The organism is Corynebacterium sp. KPL2850, assembly GCF_040225855.1.
In the GTDB taxonomy this organism is placed as follows: domain Bacteria; phylum Actinomycetota; class Actinomycetes; order Mycobacteriales; family Mycobacteriaceae; genus Corynebacterium.
In genome coordinates this window covers 1-22,833 of the sequence record NZ_JBEHFV010000033.1, presented here as the reverse complement: position 1 = coordinate 22,833, position 22,833 = coordinate 1, and the positions used below count along the sequence as shown (strand labels likewise).

At 58.4% G+C, this 22,833-nt stretch carries 23 protein-coding genes and 1 other RNA gene; 6 read left to right on the top strand and 18 right to left on the bottom strand.

The window, feature by feature from the left end; translation table 11 throughout:
* Positions 1-244: 244 nt before the first annotated feature.
* From ABRP93_RS10095 to ftsE, 10 genes are all read right to left on the bottom strand, one after another.
* Positions 245-1,000, bottom strand: coding sequence for an iron ABC transporter ATP-binding protein (locus ABRP93_RS10095; RefSeq protein WP_023025818.1), 756 nt, complete (start codon positions 998-1,000; stop codon positions 245-247).
* Positions 997-1,974 carry an iron chelate uptake ABC transporter family permease subunit gene (locus ABRP93_RS10090; protein WP_349887841.1) on the bottom strand — a complete coding sequence of 326 codons (978 nt, stop codon included), beginning with the start codon at positions 1,972-1,974 and terminating at the stop codon, positions 997-999. The genes ABRP93_RS10095 and ABRP93_RS10090 overlap by 4 nt, the downstream gene beginning before the upstream one ends.
* Before the next feature lies 1 nt (position 1,975).
* Positions 1,976-2,941 (bottom strand): ABC transporter permease, encoded by a 966-nt coding sequence (locus ABRP93_RS10085; protein ID WP_349887840.1) that lies wholly within the window; start codon positions 2,939-2,941, stop codon positions 1,976-1,978.
* 67 nt (positions 2,942-3,008) lie between these two features.
* Positions 3,009-4,001, bottom strand: coding sequence for a siderophore ABC transporter substrate-binding protein (locus tag ABRP93_RS10080; RefSeq protein ID WP_411703021.1), 993 nt, complete (start codon positions 3,999-4,001; stop codon positions 3,009-3,011).
* 85 nt (positions 4,002-4,086) lie between these two features.
* Entirely contained in the window at positions 4,087-4,854 is a 768-nt protein-coding gene (locus tag ABRP93_RS10075) for an amidohydrolase family protein (RefSeq protein ID WP_349887838.1), read from the bottom strand.
* Between the two features lie 74 nt (positions 4,855-4,928).
* Positions 4,929-5,311: a transfer-messenger RNA gene (ssrA, locus tag ABRP93_RS10070) on the bottom strand.
* Between the two features lie 66 nt (positions 5,312-5,377).
* Positions 5,378-5,743, bottom strand: coding sequence for a DUF488 domain-containing protein (locus ABRP93_RS10065; RefSeq protein ID WP_239270080.1), 366 nt, complete (start codon positions 5,741-5,743; stop codon positions 5,378-5,380).
* Positions 5,736-6,239, bottom strand: coding sequence for an SsrA-binding protein SmpB (gene smpB, locus ABRP93_RS10060; protein ID WP_023016945.1), 504 nt, complete (start codon positions 6,237-6,239; stop codon positions 5,736-5,738). Before smpB ends, ABRP93_RS10065 begins: the two co-directional genes overlap by 8 nt.
* A gap of 44 nt (positions 6,240-6,283) precedes the next feature.
* Positions 6,284-7,186, bottom strand: coding sequence for a permease-like cell division protein FtsX (ftsX, locus tag ABRP93_RS10055; protein WP_349887837.1), 903 nt, complete (start codon positions 7,184-7,186; stop codon positions 6,284-6,286).
* On the bottom strand, positions 7,183-7,881 hold the full coding sequence (gene ftsE / locus ABRP93_RS10050; protein WP_349887836.1) for a cell division ATP-binding protein FtsE: 699 nt from the start codon (positions 7,879-7,881) through the stop codon (positions 7,183-7,185). Before ftsE ends, ftsX begins: the two co-directional genes overlap by 4 nt.
* A 120-nt stretch (positions 7,882-8,001) precedes the next feature.
* Here ftsE and ABRP93_RS10045 point away from each other — a divergent pair, with 120 nt between their 5' ends.
* Positions 8,002-9,630 carry an AbgT family transporter gene (locus tag ABRP93_RS10045; RefSeq protein WP_349887835.1) on the top strand — a complete coding sequence of 543 codons (1,629 nt, stop codon included), beginning with the start codon at positions 8,002-8,004 and terminating at the stop codon, positions 9,628-9,630.
* A 21-nt stretch (positions 9,631-9,651) separates the two neighbouring features.
* On the opposite strand, the gene prfB is transcribed toward ABRP93_RS10045, so the two are convergent.
* Positions 9,652-10,755: a peptide chain release factor 2 gene (gene prfB, locus ABRP93_RS10040; RefSeq protein ID WP_349887834.1), complete on the bottom strand. Its 1,104-nt coding sequence runs from the start codon at positions 10,753-10,755 to the stop codon at positions 9,652-9,654.
* 60 nt (positions 10,756-10,815) lie between these two features.
* On the opposite strand from prfB, the gene ABRP93_RS10035 reads away from it, so the two are divergent.
* Complete coding sequence (locus ABRP93_RS10035; protein ID WP_349887833.1) at positions 10,816-11,652, top strand: inositol monophosphatase family protein; 837 nt, start codon at positions 10,816-10,818, stop codon at positions 11,650-11,652.
* Positions 11,645-12,427: a histidinol-phosphatase gene (hisN, locus tag ABRP93_RS10030; protein WP_023016942.1), complete on the top strand. Its 783-nt coding sequence runs from the start codon at positions 11,645-11,647 to the stop codon at positions 12,425-12,427. Before ABRP93_RS10035 ends, hisN begins: the two co-directional genes overlap by 8 nt.
* Here the strand turns inward: hisN and ABRP93_RS10025 are convergent.
* The 4 genes from ABRP93_RS10025 to ABRP93_RS10010 all read right to left on the bottom strand — a co-directional run bounded on the left by ABRP93_RS10025 (position 12,424) and on the right by ABRP93_RS10010 (position 16,236).
* Positions 12,424-12,684 (bottom strand): MarR family transcriptional regulator, encoded by a 261-nt coding sequence (locus ABRP93_RS10025; protein ID WP_349887832.1) that lies wholly within the window; start codon positions 12,682-12,684, stop codon positions 12,424-12,426. The two genes, hisN and ABRP93_RS10025, sit on opposite strands and share 4 nt — an antisense overlap.
* Positions 12,681-14,618 carry a ferrous iron transport protein B gene (feoB, locus tag ABRP93_RS10020; protein WP_349887831.1) on the bottom strand — a complete coding sequence of 646 codons (1,938 nt, stop codon included), beginning with the start codon at positions 14,616-14,618 and terminating at the stop codon, positions 12,681-12,683. Before feoB ends, ABRP93_RS10025 begins: the two co-directional genes overlap by 4 nt.
* Before the next feature lie 3 nt (positions 14,619-14,621).
* Positions 14,622-14,906 (bottom strand): FeoA family protein, encoded by a 285-nt coding sequence (locus tag ABRP93_RS10015; RefSeq protein ID WP_023025784.1) that lies wholly within the window; start codon positions 14,904-14,906, stop codon positions 14,622-14,624.
* Between the two features lie 238 nt (positions 14,907-15,144).
* Positions 15,145-16,236: a S1 family peptidase gene (locus tag ABRP93_RS10010; protein WP_349887830.1), complete on the bottom strand. Its 1,092-nt coding sequence runs from the start codon at positions 16,234-16,236 to the stop codon at positions 15,145-15,147.
* Between the two features lie 209 nt (positions 16,237-16,445).
* On the opposite strand from ABRP93_RS10010, the gene ABRP93_RS10005 reads away from it, so the two are divergent.
* Positions 16,446-16,886, top strand: coding sequence for a DUF1990 family protein (locus ABRP93_RS10005; protein ID WP_349887829.1), 441 nt, complete (start codon positions 16,446-16,448; stop codon positions 16,884-16,886).
* 63 nt (positions 16,887-16,949) lie between these two features.
* On the opposite strand, the gene ABRP93_RS10000 is transcribed toward ABRP93_RS10005, so the two are convergent.
* Positions 16,950-17,564 (bottom strand): kinesin, encoded by a 615-nt coding sequence (locus ABRP93_RS10000; RefSeq protein ID WP_349864153.1) that lies wholly within the window; start codon positions 17,562-17,564, stop codon positions 16,950-16,952.
* A gap of 316 nt (positions 17,565-17,880) precedes the next feature.
* On the opposite strand from ABRP93_RS10000, the gene ABRP93_RS09995 reads away from it, so the two are divergent.
* Both ABRP93_RS09995 and ABRP93_RS09990 read left to right on the top strand, forming a co-directional pair.
* Complete coding sequence (locus ABRP93_RS09995) at positions 17,881-18,324, top strand: MarR family winged helix-turn-helix transcriptional regulator (RefSeq protein ID WP_349864150.1); 444 nt, start codon at positions 17,881-17,883, stop codon at positions 18,322-18,324.
* Positions 18,325-18,398: 74 nt separating this feature from the next.
* Positions 18,399-19,760 (top strand): DHA2 family efflux MFS transporter permease subunit, encoded by a 1,362-nt coding sequence (locus tag ABRP93_RS09990; protein WP_349864148.1) that lies wholly within the window; start codon positions 18,399-18,401, stop codon positions 19,758-19,760.
* A 40-nt stretch (positions 19,761-19,800) separates the two neighbouring features.
* Here the strand turns inward: ABRP93_RS09990 and ABRP93_RS09985 are convergent, their stop codons facing one another.
* Positions 19,801-21,666: a siderophore-interacting protein gene (locus tag ABRP93_RS09985; RefSeq protein WP_349887828.1), complete on the bottom strand. Its 1,866-nt coding sequence runs from the start codon at positions 21,664-21,666 to the stop codon at positions 19,801-19,803.
* Between the two features lie 333 nt (positions 21,667-21,999).
* Positions 22,000-22,833 (bottom strand): ABC transporter substrate-binding protein (locus ABRP93_RS09980; protein WP_349887827.1); only part of this gene is annotated, 834 nt, incomplete at its 5' end.

The window sequence follows — 22,833 nt, the reverse complement described above, 5'->3', positions numbered from 1 at the left end:
TAAGTACATTGGCACACTATTGAGTTCTCAAACAACATCCACACACCACAAGAAAATTAACCAAACGTTAACCTCTCGTCGGCGGCTCGTACCAACTTACCCAACAACCTGAACCAAGTCAAATCCTCGAACCAAGTCAGTACAAAAAGTCACTCAAAAGTAACCAACCGGCTACCTCTCGGCGACTCGCTAAAATTTATACCACCCCACTACACAACGCAAACTCGCAGGCCAACGTTGGTTTTTAGTGATAGCACGCGATCTTTCCATCGGGCCCATCGATAACGCGCACCGGAGTATTGAAGATGGGCGTCAGGATATCGTCGCGCATAATCTCCTCGGCCGGGCCGAATTCGACGATCTGCCCGTCCTTGCAAGCACAGATATAGTCCGCGTAGCGGGCAGCAAAGTTGATGTCGTGCAGAACCACGATGACCGTGCGCCCCAATTCCTGGGCGGCCTCGCGCAGGTGGCGCATCATGTCCACCGAGTGCGAAATGTCCAGGTTATTCAGCGGCTCATCTAGCAACACGTAATCGGTTTCCTGGCACAGCACCATGGCTACGTACGCGCGCTGGCGCTGGCCGCCGGAAAGCTGGTCAAGGTAACGGTGCTGCAATTCTTCCAAGTGCAGGAAGTGAATGTACTTAGAAATGACCTCTTCATCGTGTTTGTTGAGCCGCCCCTTGGTATAGGGAAAGCGGCCAAAGCCCACGAGCTGGCGCACAGTTAGTTTCGTGACGAAGTGATTTTCCTGCCGCAGGATAGACACAATCTTCGCCAGGTCGGCGGACTTGCTGGATTGGATGTCATAGCCGGCGATTTCGATGCTGCCTTCATCCATGTCGAGCAGGCGCCCGATCATGGTGAGCATCGTCGACTTACCCGCACCATTCGGCCCCACCAGCGCGGTGATGCCTCCTTGCGGGATGGTCAGGTTGAGCGGACCAATAGCGGTCTCGGCGGAATAGGTTTTAGAAACGTTCTTTAATTCGATCACAGTCGGCCCTTTCGCATAATGACAAACAGGAACACGGAGCCACCTACCAGCTCAATGATGATGGACACCACGCCTTGGGCGGAAAATACGTGCTGCATGAGGAAGTAGGCCGCAATGAGCACGAGGAATGCTAAGCCCACCGCCATCGGAAAGATGTAGCGGTGATCGTAGGTATCGGCGAATTGATAAGCCAGCGTAGCCACCAAAAAGCCCAGGAAGGTCATGGGACCTACCAGCGCGGTCGTCGTCGCCATCAATAGCGAGACCAACACCAGCGTGTAAATCGCATGCGCTTTGTGGTTCACACCCAGGTTGGTGCTGACATCGGCGCCCAAAGAAATCACATTGAGCTTGCGCGCATTGAGCACCAAAAGCGTAGTGGCGATGGCCACGATGGGGATGGCGATGGGATAGTACTCGGACTCTGCGTTATTGACGGAACCAAATAGGCGCGCAGTCAGTACGTCGAACTCGCTGGGGGTAAGCATGCGCTGCATAAAGGTAGAAAGCGAGCCCAAGCCACCACCGATGACCACGCCCACCAACAGCATGGCGTGCATATTCTGCTTCCTGCTGGTCAGCAGCCACGAATAGAGCACCAGGGAAAGCCCCACCATGACGGCCATTTGCATGAGGAAGGTGGGCACGGTGCGGGCATCGTTAAGCCCACTAGCACCCAGGAAGAAAATGGTCGCGGTATTGATGGCAACGTAGAGCGACTCAAAACCCATGATGGATGGGGTCAAGATGCGGTTATTCGTCACGGTATGAAAAGACACCGTAGCCATGGCTTGGCACACAGCAACGATCGCCATGGCGATGAGGGCATCGGCGCGGCGCTGGGCGATGAGCCAAAACTTGCGCGTACCAAATTCCATCGGGTTCCCATAGGCCAAGTACGCGAAGGCCAAAGCCGCAGCTACGCCCCATACGCAAGCCAGGATGATCCAATATTTCTTGGGCGGGGCGGACATCTTAGTTAGCACGTGTCGACCTCACAATCATGATGATGAAGACGATGGCGCCGATGACGCCAAGAATCACCGAAACCGGCATCTCAAATGGGGCGATGATGACGCGACCCACCAGGTCACACACGGTAACGATGCCGATGCCCAGCAGGCACACCCAAGGCACGTTGGAACGCAGGTCATCGCCGCGCATCATGGAGACGATATTGGGCACGATAAGTCCAAGGAAAGGCAGGGACCCCACGACGACGGTGACCACGCCCGTAGCAATGGCGATAAGGCCGGTACCCAGCAACAACATGCGGTTATAGTTCAACCCGACGTTGGTGGCCACGTCCTCGCCCAAGCCAACGACCGTGAGGCGGTCGGCGTAGATGTACACGGCCACCAGCACCAAGAGGACGATCCACAAAACCTCGTATTGGCCCTTGTATACCGCGGTAAATGAGCCCATGAACCAGATGCCCAGCTGTTGGAGCATATCCGTCATCAGGGCGAAAAACGTCGAGATCGCAGAGACCACGGCACCCAACATGATGCCAATGATCGGCACGATGAGCGAGGAGCGCAGGGTCACCCGGCGTAGGAAGAGGAAGAATACGACCGTACCCAGGAAGGAAAAGACCACCGCTCCGATCATCTTCACCAGGATCGAGGACGTGGGCGCGACAGCCATGACGAAGAGCAAGCCCAGCCCGGCCCACTCCGTGGTGCCGGTGGTAGACGGTTCAACGAAGCGGTTTTGAGTGAGCAGCTGCATGACCAAGCCGCTGACGGCCATGGCAGCGCCGGCGAGCACCAAGGCAATGGTGCGCGGCAGGCGGGTAATGCCGAACATGGCAGCGCCATCATCAGCGCCAAAAACGTCATATTGCCCGGTCAACAAAGAAGTAACGAGCAACGCGGCGACGATGAGTACGCCGAGGCCCAGCTTCCAATCCCAGACCTTTGTGCGGGTGGTGGTTTCCATAACTATCCTTTACGCACCTGAAAACCGGAGGGCACAAAATCCCTCCGGTTTCCGGTTTTAGTGGTGGCTAGTTCTTTTCAAACGCGTCTGCCATCGCGTTGAGAGTCTCCGTGAAAGTAATGATGTTTTCATTGGTGTAGGTATCCTGCGGAGCGGAAACGATCTTGCCTTCCTTAACGGCAGTCACGTTCTTGAGCGCCGCGGAATCCTCTACCAGCTTCTTACCAGGGGTGTAGCCTGCTTCATCCTTGGCCACGGCACCATCGCGGTCCATGATGAGGATGTAGTCAGGGTTGGAATCAGCAATTGCCTCGACGGAGATGTCATCGCCCTCGTGGTCGTCGCTGGCGTTTTCCACCTCGAGGGAAGGCTTCATGCCCAGCAGGTCAAAGAATGGTCCGAAGAAGCGGCCCTTACCTGGGGCGATGTAGTTAATGTCGCCACCGGAGGTGTTGACGGCCATGACGGTCTTCTCAGGATCGTAGGCGTCCTTAGCGCGGTCCAGGGCCTTGTTGAAGTCATCGACGAGCTTCTTTGCTTCATCTTCGTGGTCGAAGATCTTGCCCAGTGCTTCGGTTTGGCGGATGAGCTCTTCCGCCATGTCCTTATCATCGCGCGGGGAGAAGTCGAGAACCGGGGTGTCTTCCATCAAAGCCTCGATATCAGCCTGGTGCTGGGTGAAGCGCTGACCGTTGATGACGATGTCCGGCTCTGCGGCAACCAGCGCCTCCAGGTCGGGTTCGCGGTGCATGCCCAGGTTGGCCTCGATCGTGTCTTCATTGATCTTGTCCGACAGGGTATCCGGAACGATGCCCAGCGGGGCTGCCACGATGTTGACGTCCCAATCCGCGAGGATTTCGAAGGAACGGTTATCCGTTACCGCGACGCGCTCGAACGGTACATCCAGCTCATGGGTACCGTTATTATCTTCGATCTGCAGTGCGCTTTCCGATGTCCCCTTATTCGAGCCCTGGTCCTCTTCTTCCGCAGTGCTACATGCGGTAAGCGCCAGGGAGGCGACAGCCACGACAGACAAAAGAGCGCGATGAATTTTCTTCATTGTGCTTTCCTTATAGACGAGAAACAAATGCCCCATTAACTTATCTTAAGCCACCCTAACCAATCAAGGGTGAGGGTAACCTTTCCTAAAGCGCATCGTCCAGGCCATAGAAACGCGCTGCATTTGCGTAGAAAACATCATCGGCATGTACCCCTGCGGCCTTCTCAATGAGCCGGAAATCCTCTACCGAAAACACCCGGCTCGCCCGCTGCGAGGGCAGATCGGTACCCGCCATGAGGGCGGTGGGATCGACATCGACAATGCGGCGCACCACCTCCCCCGGGTCGAGGTCCACGCGCCCGAATCCGGTGGCCTTGACCTTTACTCCGGCATCGACAAGCTCCAAGAGACCATCTACTCCCTGCGCGCTCAGGCCCAGATGATCGATGCTCACGGCCGGCAGCTTCTTCAGCACCGGCGCCATTTCGCCCAGCGCAGCCGCGTCGACATAAAGCTCCACGTGCCAGCCGGCTAGGTCATAGATCCGCCAGGCGAGCTCCTCGAGGTCCTCCCGCGCTGCGCTGCCACCGCGCCGGAAGTTAAAGCGCACCGCCCGCACGCCCAGGCCATCGAGGCGGCGGATTTCGGCATTGGGGACATCGGCAGGCAGCTGTGTCACGCCTACGAAGTTATCCAACTCCCCTAGCGCGTCTGCCAGATACCCCTGGTCAAAGCCCTGAAAGGAACCGGAGACGACCGCGCCGGCGGTGATATCAAAACCCTCACCGCGCAGCTTCTCGCGCCATACGTTATAAGCCGGAACCAAAAATTCTGGCGGCGTATAACCCTGATTCTCCTGGATGGGGTGGGAAAAATCGATGATGTGGAGGTGGGAATCGAATACACGCTGCATGGCCACCACCCTAGCCGCGCGCGGGGAATCTTATGAGAAAAGCCCCAGCTAGAACTGAATCTAGCTGGGGCTCTCGGTGGAGCTGCCGGGACTTGAACCCGGGTCCTTCGTCACCTTGCCAGGGCTTCTCCGTGCGCAGTTCGCACATGATCTCTGCTCGGCCCTCCGGTTCGGGCGAACTCGTACCGGATGATGGGCCCAGTCACCAGTAAGAGTCCCATCTGGCCCTGATGACACAGCCAGACGGCAAGTTCCTTAGTCGATGCCAGGTTCTAGGTCAGGAACGAAACCTAGGCTGACAGACACGCGTCGCTGTAATTAGGCAGCGAGGGCGTAGTCACGCTGAGAGTTCTTCTCTGCGTTTATTTGTTTGCTACGACGCTTAAACGGTGGTCGTTAGCCTTCACCGGCACGCTTCCCCTGGCGCAGTGTACGAAGTCGAAACCAAATCAACCCCATAGCACTGTAGGGACGGGATAGTGCATCATTCCCTACGGTTGTTCCAACACTACCGCAGACCCTTTTATTTCTCCAAGTGCTCTTCCAGCCAGTCTTTTAAGACCACCGCGTGGTTAATCTCGCGGTCGGCAGCGCCAAAGAGCAGCGTGAGGTCCCCCTCCTTTGCCAAGGAGAGCAGCTGGGTGAGCTCCTCGGACTCTCGGTCATCGAGCTCGGCGCGGTAGCGGCGCGAAAACTCCTGGAAAGAATCCTCGTCATGGCTCCACCATTTGCGCAGCTCGGGGCTGGGCGCCACGTCCTTGAACCATTCGTCATAGTCCAGGTCCGCCTTGGCGATGCCCCGCGGCCACAGGCGGTCTACCAATACGCCCGTCCCGGAAATGGAGTCTTCACCCTTGACTGCGTCGTGAACCTTTACCGTTTTAAGCATTAATCCCCTTCACACGGCGGCCGAGCTCGCGGGTGATTTCGCGGTTTTGGTCGCGCCGCTTGATGTCTTCGCGCTTGTCATAGTCCTGCTTACCTTGCGCGAGCGCCAGCGACAACTTCGCGTACCCATTTTTGAGGTACACCTTCAGCGGCACCAGGGTTTTATTGCCATTGCGCACCTGCCCGTAGAGCTTGTCGATCTCCCTGCGGTGCAGCAAGAGCTTGCGGGTGCGCCGTGGACTGTGGTTGGTCCAAGACCCCATCGAATACTCCGGAATGTGTAGGTTCCGGAGGTACACCTCGCCATTATCAATAGTGGCGAAGGCATCATTGAGCGAGATCTTGCCTTCCCGGAGGGATTTGATCTCCGTGCCGAGCAGGACGATGCCACACTCGAATTCTTCGAGGATCTTATAGTCGTGCCGGGCCCGGCGGTTGGTCGCAAGCGTGGCGTCCCCGGAAGCCGCCTTCTTATTCTTCTTGCCCTTTTTAGCCATAATTGCCTCAGTGTACTGCTCGTTTACCGCACCCGGCAAACGGCTTAGCGGCGGACATAAGAACGCAGGGTAATCTGCGCGGTGGCAGCGGTAACCGCCAAGGCGAGCAGGCCCACCAGCGGCAGTGCGAGCCACAGATCGCTGGACTTCATCGGTGCCAGCAACTGCGATTCATACAGGCCCTGCAGCGCAGGATCGATCACTTGGGATTTCGCCACGAGCAGCCCGGCGCCGCCCAAGACGACACCGATAAGCGAAGCGAGCACCGCTTCTACCACGAACGGTGCCTGCGTCATCCAGCGCGAGGCGCCGACCATGCGCATGATTTCGGTCTCGCGGGTGCGGTGGAAGGCGGCGATTTGCACCATATTGGCCACCAAGAAGATGGCCGCGATGGACATCACGATGGCCACGATGAAGGTGGCGGTGCGGATGGAATCAAGGTTGCTTGCCGCCTCGCGCACCTCTTCTTGCTGATCCACGACCTCTTCTACCGCTGGGTTATCCCGCACGGCATCGATGGCGGAGGCTTCCTCCGGGTCAACGAGGCGCACGTGCAACGCTGCGGGAAGCGCATCCGGCGAGGTTTGTTCCACCATCACTGGGTCGGTGTCCTGGAATAGCTCGCGGAAGCGCTCGTAGGAGGCCTCCCGGTTGCGAAATTCCACGGACTCTACGGAACTATCGGATTCCAGCTGTTCCTTTAAGTCCGCGCAGATGGGCGTGGTGCAGTTTGGATCCGTGGCGGAAATATCCTCGTTGAGCTGCACCATAACCTCCACTCGGTCCAAGTAAATATCCTTCGTATCCTTGGTGAGATTGGTGACCATAATGCCGGCAACCACGGCGCCGACAGAGATGGCCGTGGTAATGATCATCGCGATGGTCATGGTCAGATTGCGGCCCAAGCCCTTGCTGGCCTCGCGGAAGATGAATCCGAGTTTCATGCCTGCTCCTCCTGCGCCGAATAGGTGGCATTGTGTTCATCGCGAACGAGCGTGCCTTCGCGCAATTCCAGCACGCGCTTCTTCGCCTTATCCACGGCGCGGGAATTGTGCGTGGACATCACGACGGTGGTGCCACGCTTGTTGATGCGCAGCAGCAAGTCCATGATCCCGTCGGCGGTGGCGGGATCGAGGTTGCCCGTGGGTTCATCGGCAAGCAGCAGCTTCGGGCGATTAACCAAGGCGCGCGCGATGGCCACGCGCTGCTGCTCACCGCCGGAAAGCTCGTGCGGCATCGCGTGGTGGCGGTCTTCTAGGCCCACCATCTCCAATACCTGCGGCACCGCGGTGGAGATGCGGTGCTTGCTCTTGCCGATGACCTCCAAGGCAAACGCCACATTCTGATACACGTTCAGCTTGGGCAGCAGCCGAAAATCCTGGAATACGTAGCCAATGGATTGGCGCAGGGCGTTGATATCCTTGCCGCTCAGCTCGTTGACGTGAAAATCGCCGAAGTAGATGTCGCCCGAGGTCACATTGCTGTAGCGCACCATGAGCTCTAGAAAGGTGGACTTTCCGGACCCCGAAGGTCCGATGAGGAAGGCAAACTCACCGTCCGCAATCTCAAAAGACACCCCATCGAGCGCGGGGCGGGACTGGGCGGAATACACCTTAGTCACGTTATTGAAAGTAATCACTCCGCCACTGTAGCAACCAAAGTTGACAGCAACCTGTGAACGCTATTTAGTAGTGTAGTCTAGAACACAAAATCTGGTGCGCAATGATGCCCGACCCGATCGACAGGAAGTGCCGATACTATGGCCGAGACTAAAACCAAAGAAAAACCGGAGAAAGCAAGCGGCTTTTTAGGCACCGTAGAAAAGATCGGCAATAAATTGCCCGATCCTTTCTGGCTCTTCGTCATCCTCGCGATAATCGTAGCCATTACCTCCTGGATTGGCCACCTGATTGGTATGAGCGCCGAGGATCCTAAAACCGGCGATACCATCGAGGTTGAATCGCTCCTGACCACCGAGAATATCTCGCGCATGGTCACAGACGCGGTGGAAAACTTCACGAGCTTCCCGCCGTTGGGCGTCATCCTTTCGGTGATGCTGGGTGTGGCCGTAGCCGAACAGTCTGGGCTTTTGTCCGCGCTCGTGCGCGCCATGGTGACCAAGGTCAGCCCGAAGTTTCTAACTTTTTTTGTATCCTTAGCCGGAGTTACCGGTTCCATAGCTTCAGATGCGATCTATGCCATTCTCATTCCGCTGGGCGCGATGGCCTTCCACTCGGTGGGTCGCTCCCCCATCGTGGGTGCCATGGTGGCCTTTGCTGCGTCCTCGGCAGGCTTCAATTCTTCGCTGATTCTTAACACCACAGACCTTCTGTTGGCCGGTATTTCCACTCCCGCCGCGCAGTTCGTGGATGAGGCTTATGAGGTCAGCCCGCTGGCCAATATCTTCTTCGTCATCCCCTCCGCCATCGTGTTGTCCCTCATCATTACCGCCGTCACGGAATGGTTCATGGTGAAAAAGGCCCGCGATCTGGTCAACCACGACAAGATCAATTACGAGGAAGTCTCCTTCTCCCAGGCCGCCGGCGCCGCTGATAACGAGGCGGACGAGGACGGCGAAGATAGCGACGTTGATTTCGAGGAAGAAGAAGACGAGCTGCGGGTAAAGCCGGAGGAGCAAAAAGGCTTGGCCGCCTCTGGTATCGCGCTGCTCATCTTCCTCGCCGGATTCTTCGCCCTGCTCTTTATTCCTGGCTCCCCGCTGGCGAGCCAGGAAGATAGCTTTATGGAATCGCCGCTCATTAGCGCGATTGCGGTTCCTATTGCCCTGGCGTTCTTGGTCTGCGGCATCGTCTACGGTATCTACGCTGGTACGCTGAAGTCCGCCTCCGACGTGCCAGATTTTATGGCCAAGGGGATTAATACCTTGGTGCCAATACTTGTGCTTTTCTTCGCCGTCGCCCAATTCCTGGCATGGTTCGGATGGTCCAACCTCGGCGTCTGGACCGCGATTAAGGGTTCTGAGCTGCTGCAGGCATGGTCACTGCCGCCCATCTTGATGTTCGCTGCACTCATGGCCATGGTGGCAGTCCTCAACCTGTTCATTACCTCAGGTTCCGCGCAGTGGGCACTGATGGCGCCGGTGATCGTTCCGATGATGATGTACGTGGGCATCTCCCCCGAGGTCTCCCAGATGCTCTTCCGTATGGGCGACTCGCCGACGAATATTGTTACCCCGATGTCGCCTTCTTTCGCCCTCGCGATAACCTTCCTGCAGCGCTACTACAAGCCGGCGGGCGTTGGCACGCTGATGTCGCTGGCGCTGCCGTATTCCATCGCCATGTTAGTCGGCTGGTTTATCTTCTTTATCGTGTGGTACCTGTTGGGTATCCCACTCGGGCCGGGCGCCCCGATGCACTACCCGGCTTAAGCCTGCAGGGCGCGGTTGAGGTTAATCCTCGCCGCGCTCTTGTTGCATGCGCCAGCGGATGCCGGCCTCCAAGAATCCATCGATGTCCCCATCGAGCACCTTGGAGGGATCGCCCATTTCAAAATTGGTGCGCAGGTCTTTGACCATTTGGTACGGGTGCAAAACATAAGAGCGCATCTGGTTGCCCCAGGAGGCATTGCCGCCGGCGCCGAGCGCATCGATCTCCGCCCGCTCTTCCTGGCGCTTGCGCTCCAAGAGCTTCGCCTGCAAGACCCGCATGGCAGAGACCTTATTTTGGATCTGCGACTTCTCGTTCTGGCAGGTAACCACGATGCCGGTGGGGATATGAGTCAGGCGCACCGCGGAATCGGTGGTGTTAACTGACTGTCCACCGGGGCCAGAGGAACGGTACACATCCACGCGCACCTCGTTATCTGGCACATCGATGTGGTCCGTTTGCTCCACTACGGGAAGGACCTCAACCTCCGCAAAGGAGGTTTGGCGCCGGCCTTGGTTATCAAAGGGCGAAAGGCGCACGAGGCGGTGCGCGCCCTGTTCCACGGAAAGCTGGCCGTACATGTATTCTCCGTGCACCACGAAGGTAGCGGATTTAATGCCCGCCTCCTCGGCATAGGAAATATCGTAAATATCCACCTTGTGGTCATGCTTTCCGGCCCAGCGGGTATACATGCGCATGAGCATCTCCGCCCAATCGGCAGCGTCTACCCCGCCGGCACCCGACCGGATATTGATCACGGCCTCGCGCGGGTCATATTCCCCGGAGAGCATGGTTGTTACCTCGAGGGATTCGATGGCGCTTTCCAGCTCAGCAAGGTCTTCATCGGCAACGGAGACGGTACCTTCTTCCTCCGCGAGCTCGTACATCACCGGCATATCATCTAAGCGCCCGCGCAAGGATTCCAGTTTGCGGACCTTTGCCTGTGCTGAAGACAGCTCAGAGGTGACCTTTTGTGCGTGCTCGGGGTCATCCCACAGCGAGGGATCCCCAGCTTGGGCTTCCAACTCCCGAATGCGCGCAGCCAAGGCTTCCGGATCCATAATCTTTTCAATGGTGGTCAGGGTGGTGTCCAATTGCTTGAGCCGTGTAATTACTTCGGGACGCATAGGCCCCAATCTTACCCACCTCCCCCACAGAATTAGCCATTGGTTGGATTTAGGGCGACAATGGTGTGCATGGATCAAAAGCCAAGCTTGCAGGAGATGATCGATGCGGTCATCAAAACGTTTATTGTCGCGCATGCAGACGATGGGGATGCCCATTTGGCGCAGGCGCTTGTGTATAACGCCGGACGCTTGGCTTGGCGCTTGCGCGAGATGGGCGTCTCGGTTGAGCAGAAAACCTCTATCTCTGACGTGGTCACGGATGCGGACCGCGCCGCCGAGCGCTTTATCGCCGGCGTGCTAGAGGCCGTGCGCCCTGAGGACGGCCTCGTGGGTGAGGAGGGCACCGCCCGCGAGTCCCAGTCTGGGCGCAATTGGGTCATCGATCCGGTCGATGGGACCTACAATTTTACCTCTGGCTCGGATTATTGGTGCTCGGCGCTCGCGCTTACCGATGCATCCGGGGTCGCCCTCGGCGCCGTCCACCGCCCCGCCATGGGCTATACCTGGTTTGGCGGGCGCGACTACCCCACCTCGCTCGATGGCAAGGACGTTGCCAAGCTGCAGGATAAGCCGGCAGAAGAAATCTCTCTCTCGTCCTACCTACACCCAACGTCGCTGGCGGATCCAGAAATTCGTGCCGCGTGGCAGCGGGTGGCCGAAAACTTTGCTACAGTCCGTATGCTTGGTGCCGGTTCGGTGGACTTGGCCTCCGTGGCAGAAGGCACGTGGGGCGCATGGATGCAGCACTCGGTAGCAGATTGGGATTGGTTCCCCGGCAAGGCTCTCATTGAGGCCGCCGGTGGTGCAGCCCGCAAGGTAGAAGCCGGTAGCGTCGAGTGGTGCTTGGCCGGAAATAAACAAGTAGTTCAACAAATGGAGGAATGGCTCCGTGGGTAAATTCAAAGAAGACTTAGGTCTCGCACTCGAGTTAGCCGGTCACGCCGATGTGGTCACGATGCACCGTTTTGAGGCCACCGACCTTTCCGTGAAGGAAAAACCGGACCTGACCCCGGTTTCGGATGCGGATCTCAACTGCGAGAAGCACATCCGCGATTCGCTGAAGCGCTCCCGCCCGCGCGATGAGGTTTTGGGCGAAGAGTTTGGCGGCCAGGCCTGCTACGAGGGCCGCCAGTGGGTTATCGATCCCATCGATGGTACGAAGAACTTCGTGCGCGGCGTGCCCGTGTGGGCAACGCTTATTTCCCTGCTCGAGGACGGCGAACCGGTCGTCTCCGTGGTCTCCGCCCCCGCCCTGCGCCGGCGCTGGTACGCGGCGAAGGGCGCCGGTGCCTACCGCGTTTTTGGCGGCGAGCCGAAGCGCCTGCACGTCTCCCAGATCGAAAAGCTAGGGCATGCCTCCCTGGCCATGAGCTCGCTGACCGGCTGGTCCGAGCGCGGATTGCGCGATAAATTCCTCAACTTGACGGATAAGACATGGCGCCTGCGCGGCTATGGCGATTTCTGGTCTTATTGCCTGGTGGCAGAAGGCGCCGTCGATATCGCCACCGAGCCGGAGGTTTCCCTCTGGGATCTCGCCGCCCCGTCCCTGCTCGTGACCGAGGCCGGCGGCACGTTTACGGATCTGTCCGGCAATCCTGGGCCGCACGGCGGATCGGCCATTGCCTCCAATGGCCGCCTGCACAAGGCTGCGCTACAGATGCTGCAGGATTAGGGCCGGGCCGAAAGCTTCAATAAGACCGGTTCGCGGCGCCCGGCCTCGGCGCCGGAGCAACCATCGCTGTGCGAGCAACTCCCGCAGCCGCCCGTGGGGCACGAGGACAGCGATTCACGCACGAGCTGCGCGCTGTGCTCCAGGTGGGCGAGGATGACCTCCTCGGTCCCCTGCCCCAGCCCGGTCGCGCGGGCGATGTCTGCGGGGGTGGAGTGACCGCCGCGGATCGCTTCTTTAACCTTGTCTGTCGGGCTCATAGGAATAACCTCAGCACCTGGAAGACGCCGACTGCCAAGACCCAGGCCGTGACGAGCTGGAGCGCAAAGCCGATGAGCGTCCACTTCCAGCCAATTTCGCGCCGCTGCGCGGCCACCGTGGCCACGCACGGGGTATAGGCCAAGAGGAAGACCATGTATGCCCACACCGCAGCCAGCCCGTGCCCGCCGGAAGCGGCATCGAAGTCGCTGCGGATGTGATCGGCCAGCGAAGACTCAGCCTGTTCCTCAGGTTCCGCATCCGTGACGTCATCGACGGCATAGGTCTGCGCCCAGGTAGAAATCAATGTTTCCTTCGCCACGAAGCCCGTTACCAGCGGGCCGGTGAGCGACCACGAATCGAAGCCAGTCGGCGCAAACGCCGGGGATATCGCCTTGGATACCGCGCCATAGGCCGAGTCCTCCGGCGGGACGGCTTCTTCGTCAAAGGAGTGGCCACCGGTAACCGGGATGGACATGAGCAGCCAAATGACCACCACCGTGGCGACGATGATGCCACCTGCGGTATGTAGGAATCCCTTCAAGCGCACCCACATGACCGACAGCGATAGCTTGAACGTGGGCAGCTGATACGACGGCAGGTCAATAACGAGCGCCTCAGACGGCATGGCGCGCCAGACCGTTTTGCGCAGCGCCAGGCCCACGGCGACCACCAAGGCGATGGATAAGACGTACATGCCAAAGACGGCCGATCCGGCGTGATCGGGGAAGAAGACCTGCGCCAGCATCATAAAGACGATAAGCCGCGCCGAGCACGAGGTGAAGGGGATGAGCAGGCAGGTAAGGATGCGGTGGCGGACATCGCCAAGCACGCGAGTGGCCGAAATCGCCGGCACGTTGCAGCCATAGCCCACCACGATGGGGATAAAGGCCTTACCAGGTAGGCCAATCGAGCGCATGACCCTATCGGTGACCACCGCGGCGCGCGCCATGTAGCCGGAATCCTCCAACACCGCCAAGCACAGAAACATCAGCGCTAGCAGTGGAGCGAAGGTCAGGACCATGCCGACGCCGCCAATGAGGCCATCAACAAGCAAGCCCGAAATCAGCCAGTGATCCAGACCAATGGCTTCGAGCCCGGCGCGGGCCGCGTCCGAGACCGGACCGGTGACAAGATCTTCGAGGCCGTCCTGCATGGGCCCTGCCACCGTGGTGGTGATGAAGAAGACCGCCCACATCACCGCGAGGAAGAGCAGCGGGCCCACCACTGGGTGCAGCACCACGCGGTCCACGCGCTGGGTGAGGGTCTCGCCTACCTCCACGCGGTGGACCGCAGCTTTTTCGGCGGCATCGAGATCCGCAAAGCGCTGATCCAGGCCGGAATCCTGGCGGATGATGGTTGGCTCGACGCGCATGGCCTGTGCCACGGTGGTTTCCAGCCCGTCGAGGTTGCGCCGGCGCCGTCCATTGACGCTGACCACTGGCATGCCAGTGGCGCGGGAGAGCGCTTCAGTATCGATGCTAATGCCCTGCTGCTCGGCCATATCCTCCTTGGTCACGCCGATGACCACGCGGTATGGCTCGGCGGCAATTTGCAGCGCCAAGTTGAGCCCGCGGGCCGGGGCCGTTGCGTCCACGAGGACCACGACGACATCAGGGCGCTCGTCTGCCGGGCAGTCAATGAGCATCTGCTTGGTAAAGGCCTCATCCGGGCTCATGGGCTCAAGTGAATAGGCGCCGGGCAGGTCGATGATGTCAAAGGCCTCTGGCTGCGCATTCCAGAGCCCGCGGCTGACCTCGACGGAGGTGCCCGGCCAGTTGCCGGTCTGGACCTTCGCTCCGGTCAATGCGTTAAAGAGGGTGGATTTTCCGCAGTTGGGCGCGCCCACCAGTGCGAGCACCGGCGTGCCTTCCGCCGCTATCCGCATGGTGGAGGTGCTGTGGCAGCTTGCTGGGGCCGTGGAGTTATGTGCCATCGCTTATGCCTCCAACGGAATGACTTCGAGTTGGCGCAGCGTGTGTGCATCCACCGCATAGCGGGCCGTGCCTACGCTGACCACGCGCGCACCGCCGGCAACGGTGCGGCCGATCTGCACCCGGGTACCAGGACGAAAGCCCAGCTCGCGCAGCCGCACGGCCAGTGCCGGTTGGGTCTCGGTCGCGTTGTGCAGGCAATCAGCGGATAGTTCCACCACGGCGTCAGTGGGTGCTTGATCCGCGCGCATGGGCCCGGTTTCTGGTGGGGTGGAATGGGTTTTGTGCATGGGGGAAACCTCAGTTCAAACTTCGCTGTGGAAGCGTTAGCCACAGCAGATATTGACTATTCCTAAATGGACAATAGGTAAGTCTCACCTTAGTTTATGTCTTTGGTTGCAGGCAAGGCTATCCTGCGCTTCCCCCACTTTGGCGGGACGCATGCGCGTTATGCGCCCATAGAAATTGCACATAAAAAGCGCCCCGTGCGGCTCTCAAGGCTGAACGGGGCGCTATCTGCTTCGCGGTTTATGCTTCGGGCAAGGTAAACCCTGCGCCAACGCCACCGCGGCGGTTCATATCCGCCAACACGGTGTCCATGTTGGTAGCGGCGGTGGGGTTGTGAACCGCACCCTGCAGCGGGGTGCGGCACGGGAAGTTCACCGGCAGGAAGCCGCCGGAGATGGAACCGATGAGGCGGTCACCAGCGAGCAGCGGCGCGCCGGAATCGCCCATCATGGCGCAGACTTGGTTGACCTGGATGCTTTGTGCCTGCTGATAGGTCATACCGCAGGTCTTGCCGGTGGCAACGCCCTGCTTGCATACGGTCTCACCTGGGTTTACGGTTCCGCCCAGGGAGTTAACGGTAACCCCGTTGTAGGTACGGGTGACCTCAGCATTAGAGCCGAACTCGATAACCGAATAATCCAGCTCGTCGTTCTTGGCCACGATGGTGCCCGTCGGGCCAATGTGATCGGAATCGGCCGAGGTAATGGCATCGCCCTCATTGCCGCAGTGCCCCGCGGTCAGCCCCACCTTGCGGCCGGCATCGTCGTTGCCGGCAACGCTCAAGGTGCACATGGTGTCACCATTGACGTAGATGGGGGTGCCAGGGCCATAGAGGGACTTGCCCTGGTTCATGGCCACATCGGATTCCTCAGGGATGCGCGGGGCATCGAACAAGGAACCCGGCACACGGTGCAAAACAAAGTCCGAATCGGGCTTGCCTGCAGCTACCTTGGAAAATCCATCGTTTTTCCACTGGTAGTTGGGATTATTGCCCAGTGGCTTTTGCTCTACTTGGGTGGCTTGCTCAAGCAACCCGAACGGGTTCGGGTTGGTGGCCGGCTCTGCGTACTGGGCCTCCTGCTGGCCGTTATTCGCCACCGCGTCGTGCGCGTCCTGTACTGCGGAATCCACGGCATCGGTGACCTGTGTATCCACCTCTGGGGTCTCAATCCCAAAGTCCGCGAGGCCATCGCGCACTTGGTTGATTAACCCTGCCGAGTCAATATCCGGTTGGGGCAATTCTTGGGCGCCTGCTGCCGGGGAACCCAAGAAAAACGCACCAGCGAAAGCCGAGCCCACCAGGACTTTCTTTAGGTGCGGAATGCGAAGCATCAAAGTACCTTCTTTCAGTTGTCAGGATCGTGCTAGCTAAATCCTGACATGGATGACGTGTGAAAGCAGCTAAGTCCTGTGACTGTTTCCAAGCCGTTACCGTTCTTTCAGGTTTCGGGGGTGATCCCACAATTAATCCATCCCAAAAACTTTTCGATGCCCTATTCTTCACTCCATGAGGTCCCCACAGATAAGCGCTGAGACTTAAGATGCCAGAGCCGCTTTCTTATTCCGATACCGCCGGATTCCCACAACTGCACATGAGTAGGGTCATCGACACTGATTTCGATACCGCAGCCCACCGGCTCTTTCGCTGGGGCATCCAGCGCAGCGGCCTTTTCCGCGTGCGCCCCTCCCACCCGGTCGTACAAGAAGGCGCCGAGGTCACCTTAGGCCTTGGCCCGTTTGATTTCCGCTGCCGCGTGGTCGAGACCTTCGCCGACGATGGCCGCTGCGGCTTTACCTACGGCACCTTGCCCGGCCACCTCGAGCGCGGCGAGGAAAGCTTCACCCTGGAGCGCCTGCGCGATGGCCGGACGCTGCTGCTTATCGATGCCGCCTCCGAGCCCTTCCTTCCCTTCTTGCGCCCGCTTATCGATATCCCCCGTCGCCTCCTCATCCGCTGGTTCTACCTGCACGCGCTGGACTAGCATGGCAGCGCCTAGGCCGCTGCCCCTCCTCTCTAGGAAAGGCAGCGGCCTAGGCGCAGTTAACTACTTGCGCTTTTCATCGAGGTTATCGCGAGCCTCGCGCACAACGTCTTTCACGCGGTCAAAGAAACCGCCCTTCTTACCGGATTCTTCCTGGTATTCCTGCGCCTTGTCTTCCACGAAGTCCTTAGCGCGGTTGATGGCCTCTTCAACGACATTGCCAGCCTCGGTGACCTTGTCCTTCAGGTCATCGAAGTCATCGCGTTCATCATCTGCCGCATCCCCTTCCGGTTGCTCCGGCGCGGTGCCGATGTGCTCTTCTTCGGCCTCGCCCACAACGTGCTCTGAGGGCTCATAGTCCGCGTTGTCCTCATCCAGCTTTTCCTGCAGGTCCGGCTGCTCGGACGCGGCGGCGACGTGTTCTTCCTCAGCACCAGTAACGACGTGGTTCTTCGGCTCGTAATCGCTCTGGGTCGCGGAGTCGTCCTGCTCGTCTGCGTTCGCCGTTGCAGCGGCACCGGCAGCTGCTGCACCAGCTCCCGCTGCGCCGGCTCCCGCTGCCGCAGCCTTGCCGGATTCAATCTTGTTGCCCTCGGCATCAGTAGATGCCAAGTAGGTAAATTTCTCGCGGTCCACGTCCACTTCGTGACCAAGGGCGCGTGCAGTTTCTTTAGCCATTGCTTTGTACTCCTTAACTAGATCTATACTTTCCCATTCTAGCGTTCCAGAAAGTTAAGGTGCGTGCACGGGAACCGGCATTGGGAGAAACCGGAAGGCTCTTTTGTGCTCTTCGGGTGCTACCCCGGCAGATAGAGGTACGGATGAGCGTCAGGCTGCCCAAAACAACCGCGTTTCACCAAAAATCGACCCGAAAAATGGACAAACGCGGTCATTTTGGACACTTTCCGCCTCTCCACTGCCAGCCCACAAAAATAAACGTGCAATAAGCATGCGTGCACTAGACACGCGTGCACAGTGCATGTATTCTTCTGACATGGACAATCCAAGCAAACAAGTCGCCGACGCACTGGGACTACTTTCCCAGCGCAGCCTCCGTCGACGTATGTACGCCCATCTCACCGAGGGGCTCGGTGAAGAAGTCAACGAATCCACATATTTGGTGCTCAGCGGCCTAGACCGCTGTGGACCCTCCACTCCGAAAGAGCTCGCCACCGTCATCGGCCTAGATCGCTCGGTAGTATCCCGCCACGCCTCGGCCCTAGAAAAGGCCGGACTCATTGGTCGCACTACCGATCCCCGCGACGCGCGATGGATACAACTGTCGCTGACCCCACTGGGCCAAGACAACGTCGCCGTGATGCGCTCGCGCCTGACCCAACAATTAGAAGAATTCCTCGCCCGCTGGCCGGAGCCCGCGCAACAGCAATTCGCGGAAATGCTCACCGCCCTCACCCACGACGGACCATTCGCCTCCTAATACCTCCATCGCTATCTCCACCATGACCACACCTCACCACGCCTTGTGCGCACACACTTCGAAGGGAACCCCTCATGCAGGAAGAAGAAAAACTCGACCCCCAGACTAGGCGGGTAGTCATCGCCCTTGTCTTCGGTTCAATTTTGCCGCTGCTAGATATCAGCATCGTTAACGTCGCTATTCATTCCATCAGCGAGGCGTTCCACGCACCGATAGTTCTCGCCCAATGGGTCATCACCAGCTACGGGTTGGCCTCCACCATGGCCATTCCGCTCAGCAGCTGGGCAACGCGCCGCTTCGGCGCCAAAAATCTCTGGATTACCGCGCTCGCAACCTTCACCGTCGCTTCAATCCTGTGCGCGATGTCTACGCATATAGACATGCTCATCGCCTTCCGCGTCCTGCAGGGATTCGCGGCGGGCTTCTCGGTGGCGGTGATGCAGACGCTCATCGTCACCAATGCCGGGAAGGACCAGGCCACACGCGCCATCACCGCAATCGGTCTACCAGCGGTCATTGCGCCTGCGATTGCCCCGCTACTGGGCGGGCTGCTTGTCGATGCCATCGGCTGGCGCGCCATCTTCCTCATCAACGTCCCCATCGGCATCGCCGCGATTGCCCTTGCCGTGCACTATCTAGAACGGACCCCAGCAGACCCAGCAGCCCAGCTGGACCGCACGGGATACCTCCTGCTCGCCCCGGGTTTGCTCGCAGCGGTCTATGGCTTTACCACCATCGGGCACATGAACTCTTGGACAAGCATAATTCTCCTCGCCGCCGGCGCGGGGCTGATTGGCTACTTTGTCTTGCATGCGCTCCGGGCGCCGTCACCGCTTATCGATGTCCGCCTATTTACCCACCCCTCCTTTTCCTCAGCGTGGGCAACGCTGGCCATTGCAAGCACCGTATTTTATGGCGGGCTCTTCCTCATTCCGCTGCACTACCAGAGCAACTATGCCTACACCGCACTGCATGCGGGACTTCTGCTAGCCCTACAAAGCGTGGGCGCCTATTTCAGCCGCTCGGCATCGAAAAAATTCATCGCCCGTTGGGGTACGCGGAAGACCGTCTACATGTGCATTGCCGCCACTATTATCGGAACGCTACCTTTCGCCTTTCCCACCGGCCAGGCGGCAGGCTGGCTCATCCTTCAAGGCTGCGCGCTATTCGTGCGCGGCGGCGGCATCGGAGCCCTTACGGTGCTCACGATGTCCGCGACCTACCACGGCTTAGCCAAAGATGAAGTCGTCCATGCCAGCGCTGCGGGCCGCATAGCGACCCAACTTGGCAGCGCACTAGGCGTATCCGTCTGCACGGTGCTGATGACCCTCACCCACGGGGTCGGCTGGACAACGTTCGCCTACTTCACCGTGTTCACCACACTTATGGCTGTAACGGCTACCGGCCTCCCACGCGGGACCGTGGTCCGAAAATAAAAGGTGAAGCTCGAGGCATTTGTCCTACCGAGGTTCCTCTTTAGGAATTCGCTTCTGCTTCCAGGACGAAGAGGTGTTTGCCCCAGCCAACAGCCGTGGCAGAAGAAATAAGAGCGCGGCTATCAGCGGTAGCAGCGCTGACATCGTCCTGGGTCGGCACCTTGGTGCCGAACATGGAAAGCCTTACCAAGTCCTCTTCATAGGAATGCTCATCGCCGCCGGCTTCCTCGAGGACCTCGGTAAGGATATAAGCCCGGCGGGACTTATCCCCACCAACCGCGCGCCCTAATTGGGCGGCCACCTCTTCGCTGCCTAAGACGCTCCAGGGATCGATGAAAATAACGTCAGTTGCCCACGCATAGTCTGCTTCGGTGGGAGAAAAGCCGCTTTCGCTGCCACTCGTTTCGCATCGTTCACGAGAAGCTCCTGCGATTTCCCCTAGCACCGCTTCCGAGGAAGCACCGGTAATAATCCGGCTCTGGGCATGCTCACATCGCCGGAGAATTTCATCCGCATATACCGCACCTCCCTGGCCAATGATGAGGACACGAGCGGTCTCATTCAGATAGTGCTGCAGCGCCTGTGCAGCGGACGGAGCAGTCCACCCAGCGCTCACGTTCTTTTGCTCACAGCGCTCGGCCGCGAGTTGTGGGTCACGGCTCACATATTCTGACCACGGCAATCCCTGTTCGCCTTGCGGTGCCGCCTCACCGGTACGAAGGCTATGCTCAAGGCGCATCAGCGCCATCGCCTCAAGATGCGCCGGCCCGCTGAGCCAACACACCACATTGGAATCTGGGTCCGCTAACTCCATTCCCATTGCAGTCAAGGTGAGGGTGGTTTCGCTGACTTCGACGAGTTCAAGAGCAGCTAGGTAACGGATAAACCTCCGTAACGCCTCCTCGTGAAGGTCTGCCGCAGCAGCAAGGGCAGGAAAAGTATTGGCACCCGCGTCGATCTCTTGGAATAGCCCTAAACGTACTGCAGTGCGGAGCGCAAAGGCTGAATTCAACTCAGCCAAATCATGAATATTGTGCAAAACACTATTGCTGCTCGATGCGCTTTCTTTGCCATCTTTCCGGCTAGTTCGCCGCCAGTAACCTGTAATTTCCTGATGCTCAGGGGCGATTCCGGAAGCCTTAAACAAACGCCGCAGTGTTTTCAGCCGGGAGGCCTCCCCCGCCGCCCATACATATGCTTCGCCCCTAGGCAATTGTGAGTCAGCGGTCTCTTCAAAGAGCGCACTAGCCTTTTCAACGAAGCCCTCGCCCTGGTCACGTATCGCCCAGTGGATCTGTACTGAATCCGGAATGTCTAATTTTTGAATATCAGCGTTCGTCGGAACCTCCACCACCGCAATCGCATCATGCCCAGATGGGAGCGATTCCAGGCAGCGGCCGATGGCTGGGAGCGCAGTCTCGTCTCCTGCCAAGAAAAGCCAATCGATATGCGTGGGCAACTGTGCACACGACTTCGGGCCTGCCACAAAAATGGGGTCACCAATGCGAGCACTCTGTGACCAGTTTTCGGCCAAGCCCTCACCATGGCGCGCGAAATCAATTGCTAATAGCCCATTAACAGCGTCAAAGTAGCGAACCGTGTATGTGCGGAATAAGTTCTTAACGGCTTCTGGCCACAGGAGGTTGCCATCGTTTTGGGCGATTGGGTGCGGTCGCTCTCCAGTCTCCGGATCCGGGAAGATGAGTCGAACGTCGTCATCAAAACCATGGCTTAATAATGAAGGAACGGAAATACCATCGCGTTCGTGCTCCTGGAGCTGCTCCCCGCTGAACGTAATTCGCCGCATGGATGGCGATATATCTTCGATATTTTCCACGTATAATTCCCGGTAGGAAATTGGATAAATTTCCCTGCTCCGGCTGTTCCTTGGCATTTTTGAGACCATTCCCCTCTCGGTCTTGATGGCTTTTATTTCACTTTGTTCGATGGCCTAATTTTTATTTAGTTTTGCTGACGCTTTGAACGTCTCTTCCCGCGCCAAGCATTTTCCAGCTCACCCACATACCTTTTAACGCAATCATCTTGCTGCGCCGATGGGTGAATATACGGAAAGCCTGACGTCGGTTTTCGTTGCTGGAAAGGCAAGAACGGACGCACCACTGCCTTGGATACAGTCCATTTAAGACAACGCCTTCCGATGAATCGGAAGGCGTTGGCGACTACCTGCCGCAAAGGGGTGAGCCCCATCTAGCAGGCGTCGGAGTTGTGCAGACCTTAACTACTTTCCAACCTTTTCCAGCGTCGGCATCGTCTTGTCCAGCACCCAAGCTCGGCTCAGGCTCGTTGGGGTGTTGAGTCCAGCGACGACCGCTTCGTCACCAGCGAGAGTCGCACCGGATTTCACCTGCGGCAAATCTTTGTATCCCGGAGTATTTTCAACTTCTTCGATTGAGCCGGTGCGGTTATAGATGACCATAAAATCAGCGGCTAGGTAGGACACGTTTTCCGGAGAAAGCGTGACTCGGCCATTATCAACTGGAACCGTACCGTCAGTCAGTTTCTCCGGGAACTTCATACCTAGATCGTAGATGAAGGATGCACCCGGATCCTCAGGGTCAGCAACGGCGCCAAAGGATCCCTGGGCGAATTGGGAAACAATGCCGGTTTTACCAGAGAGGTTTGGCAATTTTTCCTTCACATCAGCGAAACGCTTCTGATCCTCTTCAATTGCTTTCTTAGCTTCGGACTCCTTATTGAATATCTTGCCCAAAGCTTCTAGCTGCGCTTCCCAGCCAATGCCCTCCCCGGTATCGGAGATTCCGCCGAGGGTCGGTGCGATGGCTGACAATTCTTTGTAATTGTCCTCAGAAATTGTCCAGTAATCCCCAACGATGAAGTCGGGTTCGATTGCCGCGATTTGTTCTTGTGGCAGAGTTTTGAAATCTGCCTGATCGATCACCTTGACACCATCGAGCTTCCCCTCGCGCCAAGGCGAGTTCTTGTCCTTTGCATTCTGCACGACGGCTGCCGGTTTAAGGGCCCGAACCCCGGAAAGTGGACACGGGGATTTAATCAAGATGCGATAGTAAGTGTAGCTGATCCGGCGGCTTCG

Excerpts from the sequence above, each read along its gene's own strand:
- ftsX (WP_349887837.1), bottom strand. The coding sequence starts at position 7,186 with ATGAAACTCGGATTCATCTTCCGCGAGGCCAGCAAGGGCTTGGGCCGC.
- smpB (WP_023016945.1), bottom strand. The coding sequence starts at position 6,239 with ATGGCTAAAAAGGGCAAGAAGAATAAGAAGGCGGCTTCCGGGGACGCC.
- ABRP93_RS09990 (WP_349864148.1), top strand. The coding sequence starts at position 18,399 with ATGCAGGAAGAAGAAAAACTCGACCCCCAGACTAGGCGGGTAGTCATC.
- ABRP93_RS10080 (WP_411703021.1), bottom strand. The coding sequence starts at position 4,001 with ATGAAGAAAATTCATCGCGCTCTTTTGTCTGTCGTGGCTGTCGCCTCC.
- ABRP93_RS10005 (WP_349887829.1), top strand. The coding sequence starts at position 16,446 with ATGCCAGAGCCGCTTTCTTATTCCGATACCGCCGGATTCCCACAACTG.
- ABRP93_RS10025 (WP_349887832.1), bottom strand. The coding sequence starts at position 12,684 with ATGAGCCCGACAGACAAGGTTAAAGAAGCGATCCGCGGCGGTCACTCC.
- ABRP93_RS10045 (WP_349887835.1), top strand. The coding sequence starts at position 8,002 with ATGGCCGAGACTAAAACCAAAGAAAAACCGGAGAAAGCAAGCGGCTTT.
- ABRP93_RS10010 (WP_349887830.1), bottom strand. The coding sequence starts at position 16,236 with ATGCTTCGCATTCCGCACCTAAAGAAAGTCCTGGTGGGCTCGGCTTTC.
- ABRP93_RS10035 (WP_349887833.1), top strand. The coding sequence starts at position 10,816 with ATGGTGTGCATGGATCAAAAGCCAAGCTTGCAGGAGATGATCGATGCG.
- ABRP93_RS10065 (WP_239270080.1), bottom strand. The coding sequence starts at position 5,743 with ATGCTTAAAACGGTAAAGGTTCACGACGCAGTCAAGGGTGAAGACTCC.
- ABRP93_RS10085 (WP_349887840.1), bottom strand. The coding sequence starts at position 2,941 with ATGGAAACCACCACCCGCACAAAGGTCTGGGATTGGAAGCTGGGCCTC.
- ABRP93_RS10090 (WP_349887841.1), bottom strand. The coding sequence starts at position 1,974 with ATGTCCGCCCCGCCCAAGAAATATTGGATCATCCTGGCTTGCGTATGG.
- ABRP93_RS10015 (WP_023025784.1), bottom strand. The coding sequence starts at position 14,906 with ATGCACAAAACCCATTCCACCCCACCAGAAACCGGGCCCATGCGCGCG.
- prfB (WP_349887834.1), bottom strand. The coding sequence starts at position 10,755 with ATGCGTCCCGAAGTAATTACACGGCTCAAGCAATTGGACACCACCCTG.
- ABRP93_RS09995 (WP_349864150.1), top strand. The coding sequence starts at position 17,881 with ATGGACAATCCAAGCAAACAAGTCGCCGACGCACTGGGACTACTTTCC.
- ABRP93_RS09985 (WP_349887828.1), bottom strand. The coding sequence starts at position 21,666 with ATGGTCTCAAAAATGCCAAGGAACAGCCGGAGCAGGGAAATTTATCCA.
- ABRP93_RS10075 (WP_349887838.1), bottom strand. The coding sequence starts at position 4,854 with ATGCAGCGTGTATTCGATTCCCACCTCCACATCATCGATTTTTCCCAC.
- feoB (WP_349887831.1), bottom strand. The coding sequence starts at position 14,618 with ATGGCACATAACTCCACGGCCCCAGCAAGCTGCCACAGCACCTCCACC.
- ABRP93_RS10000 (WP_349864153.1), bottom strand. The coding sequence starts at position 17,564 with ATGGCTAAAGAAACTGCACGCGCCCTTGGTCACGAAGTGGACGTGGAC.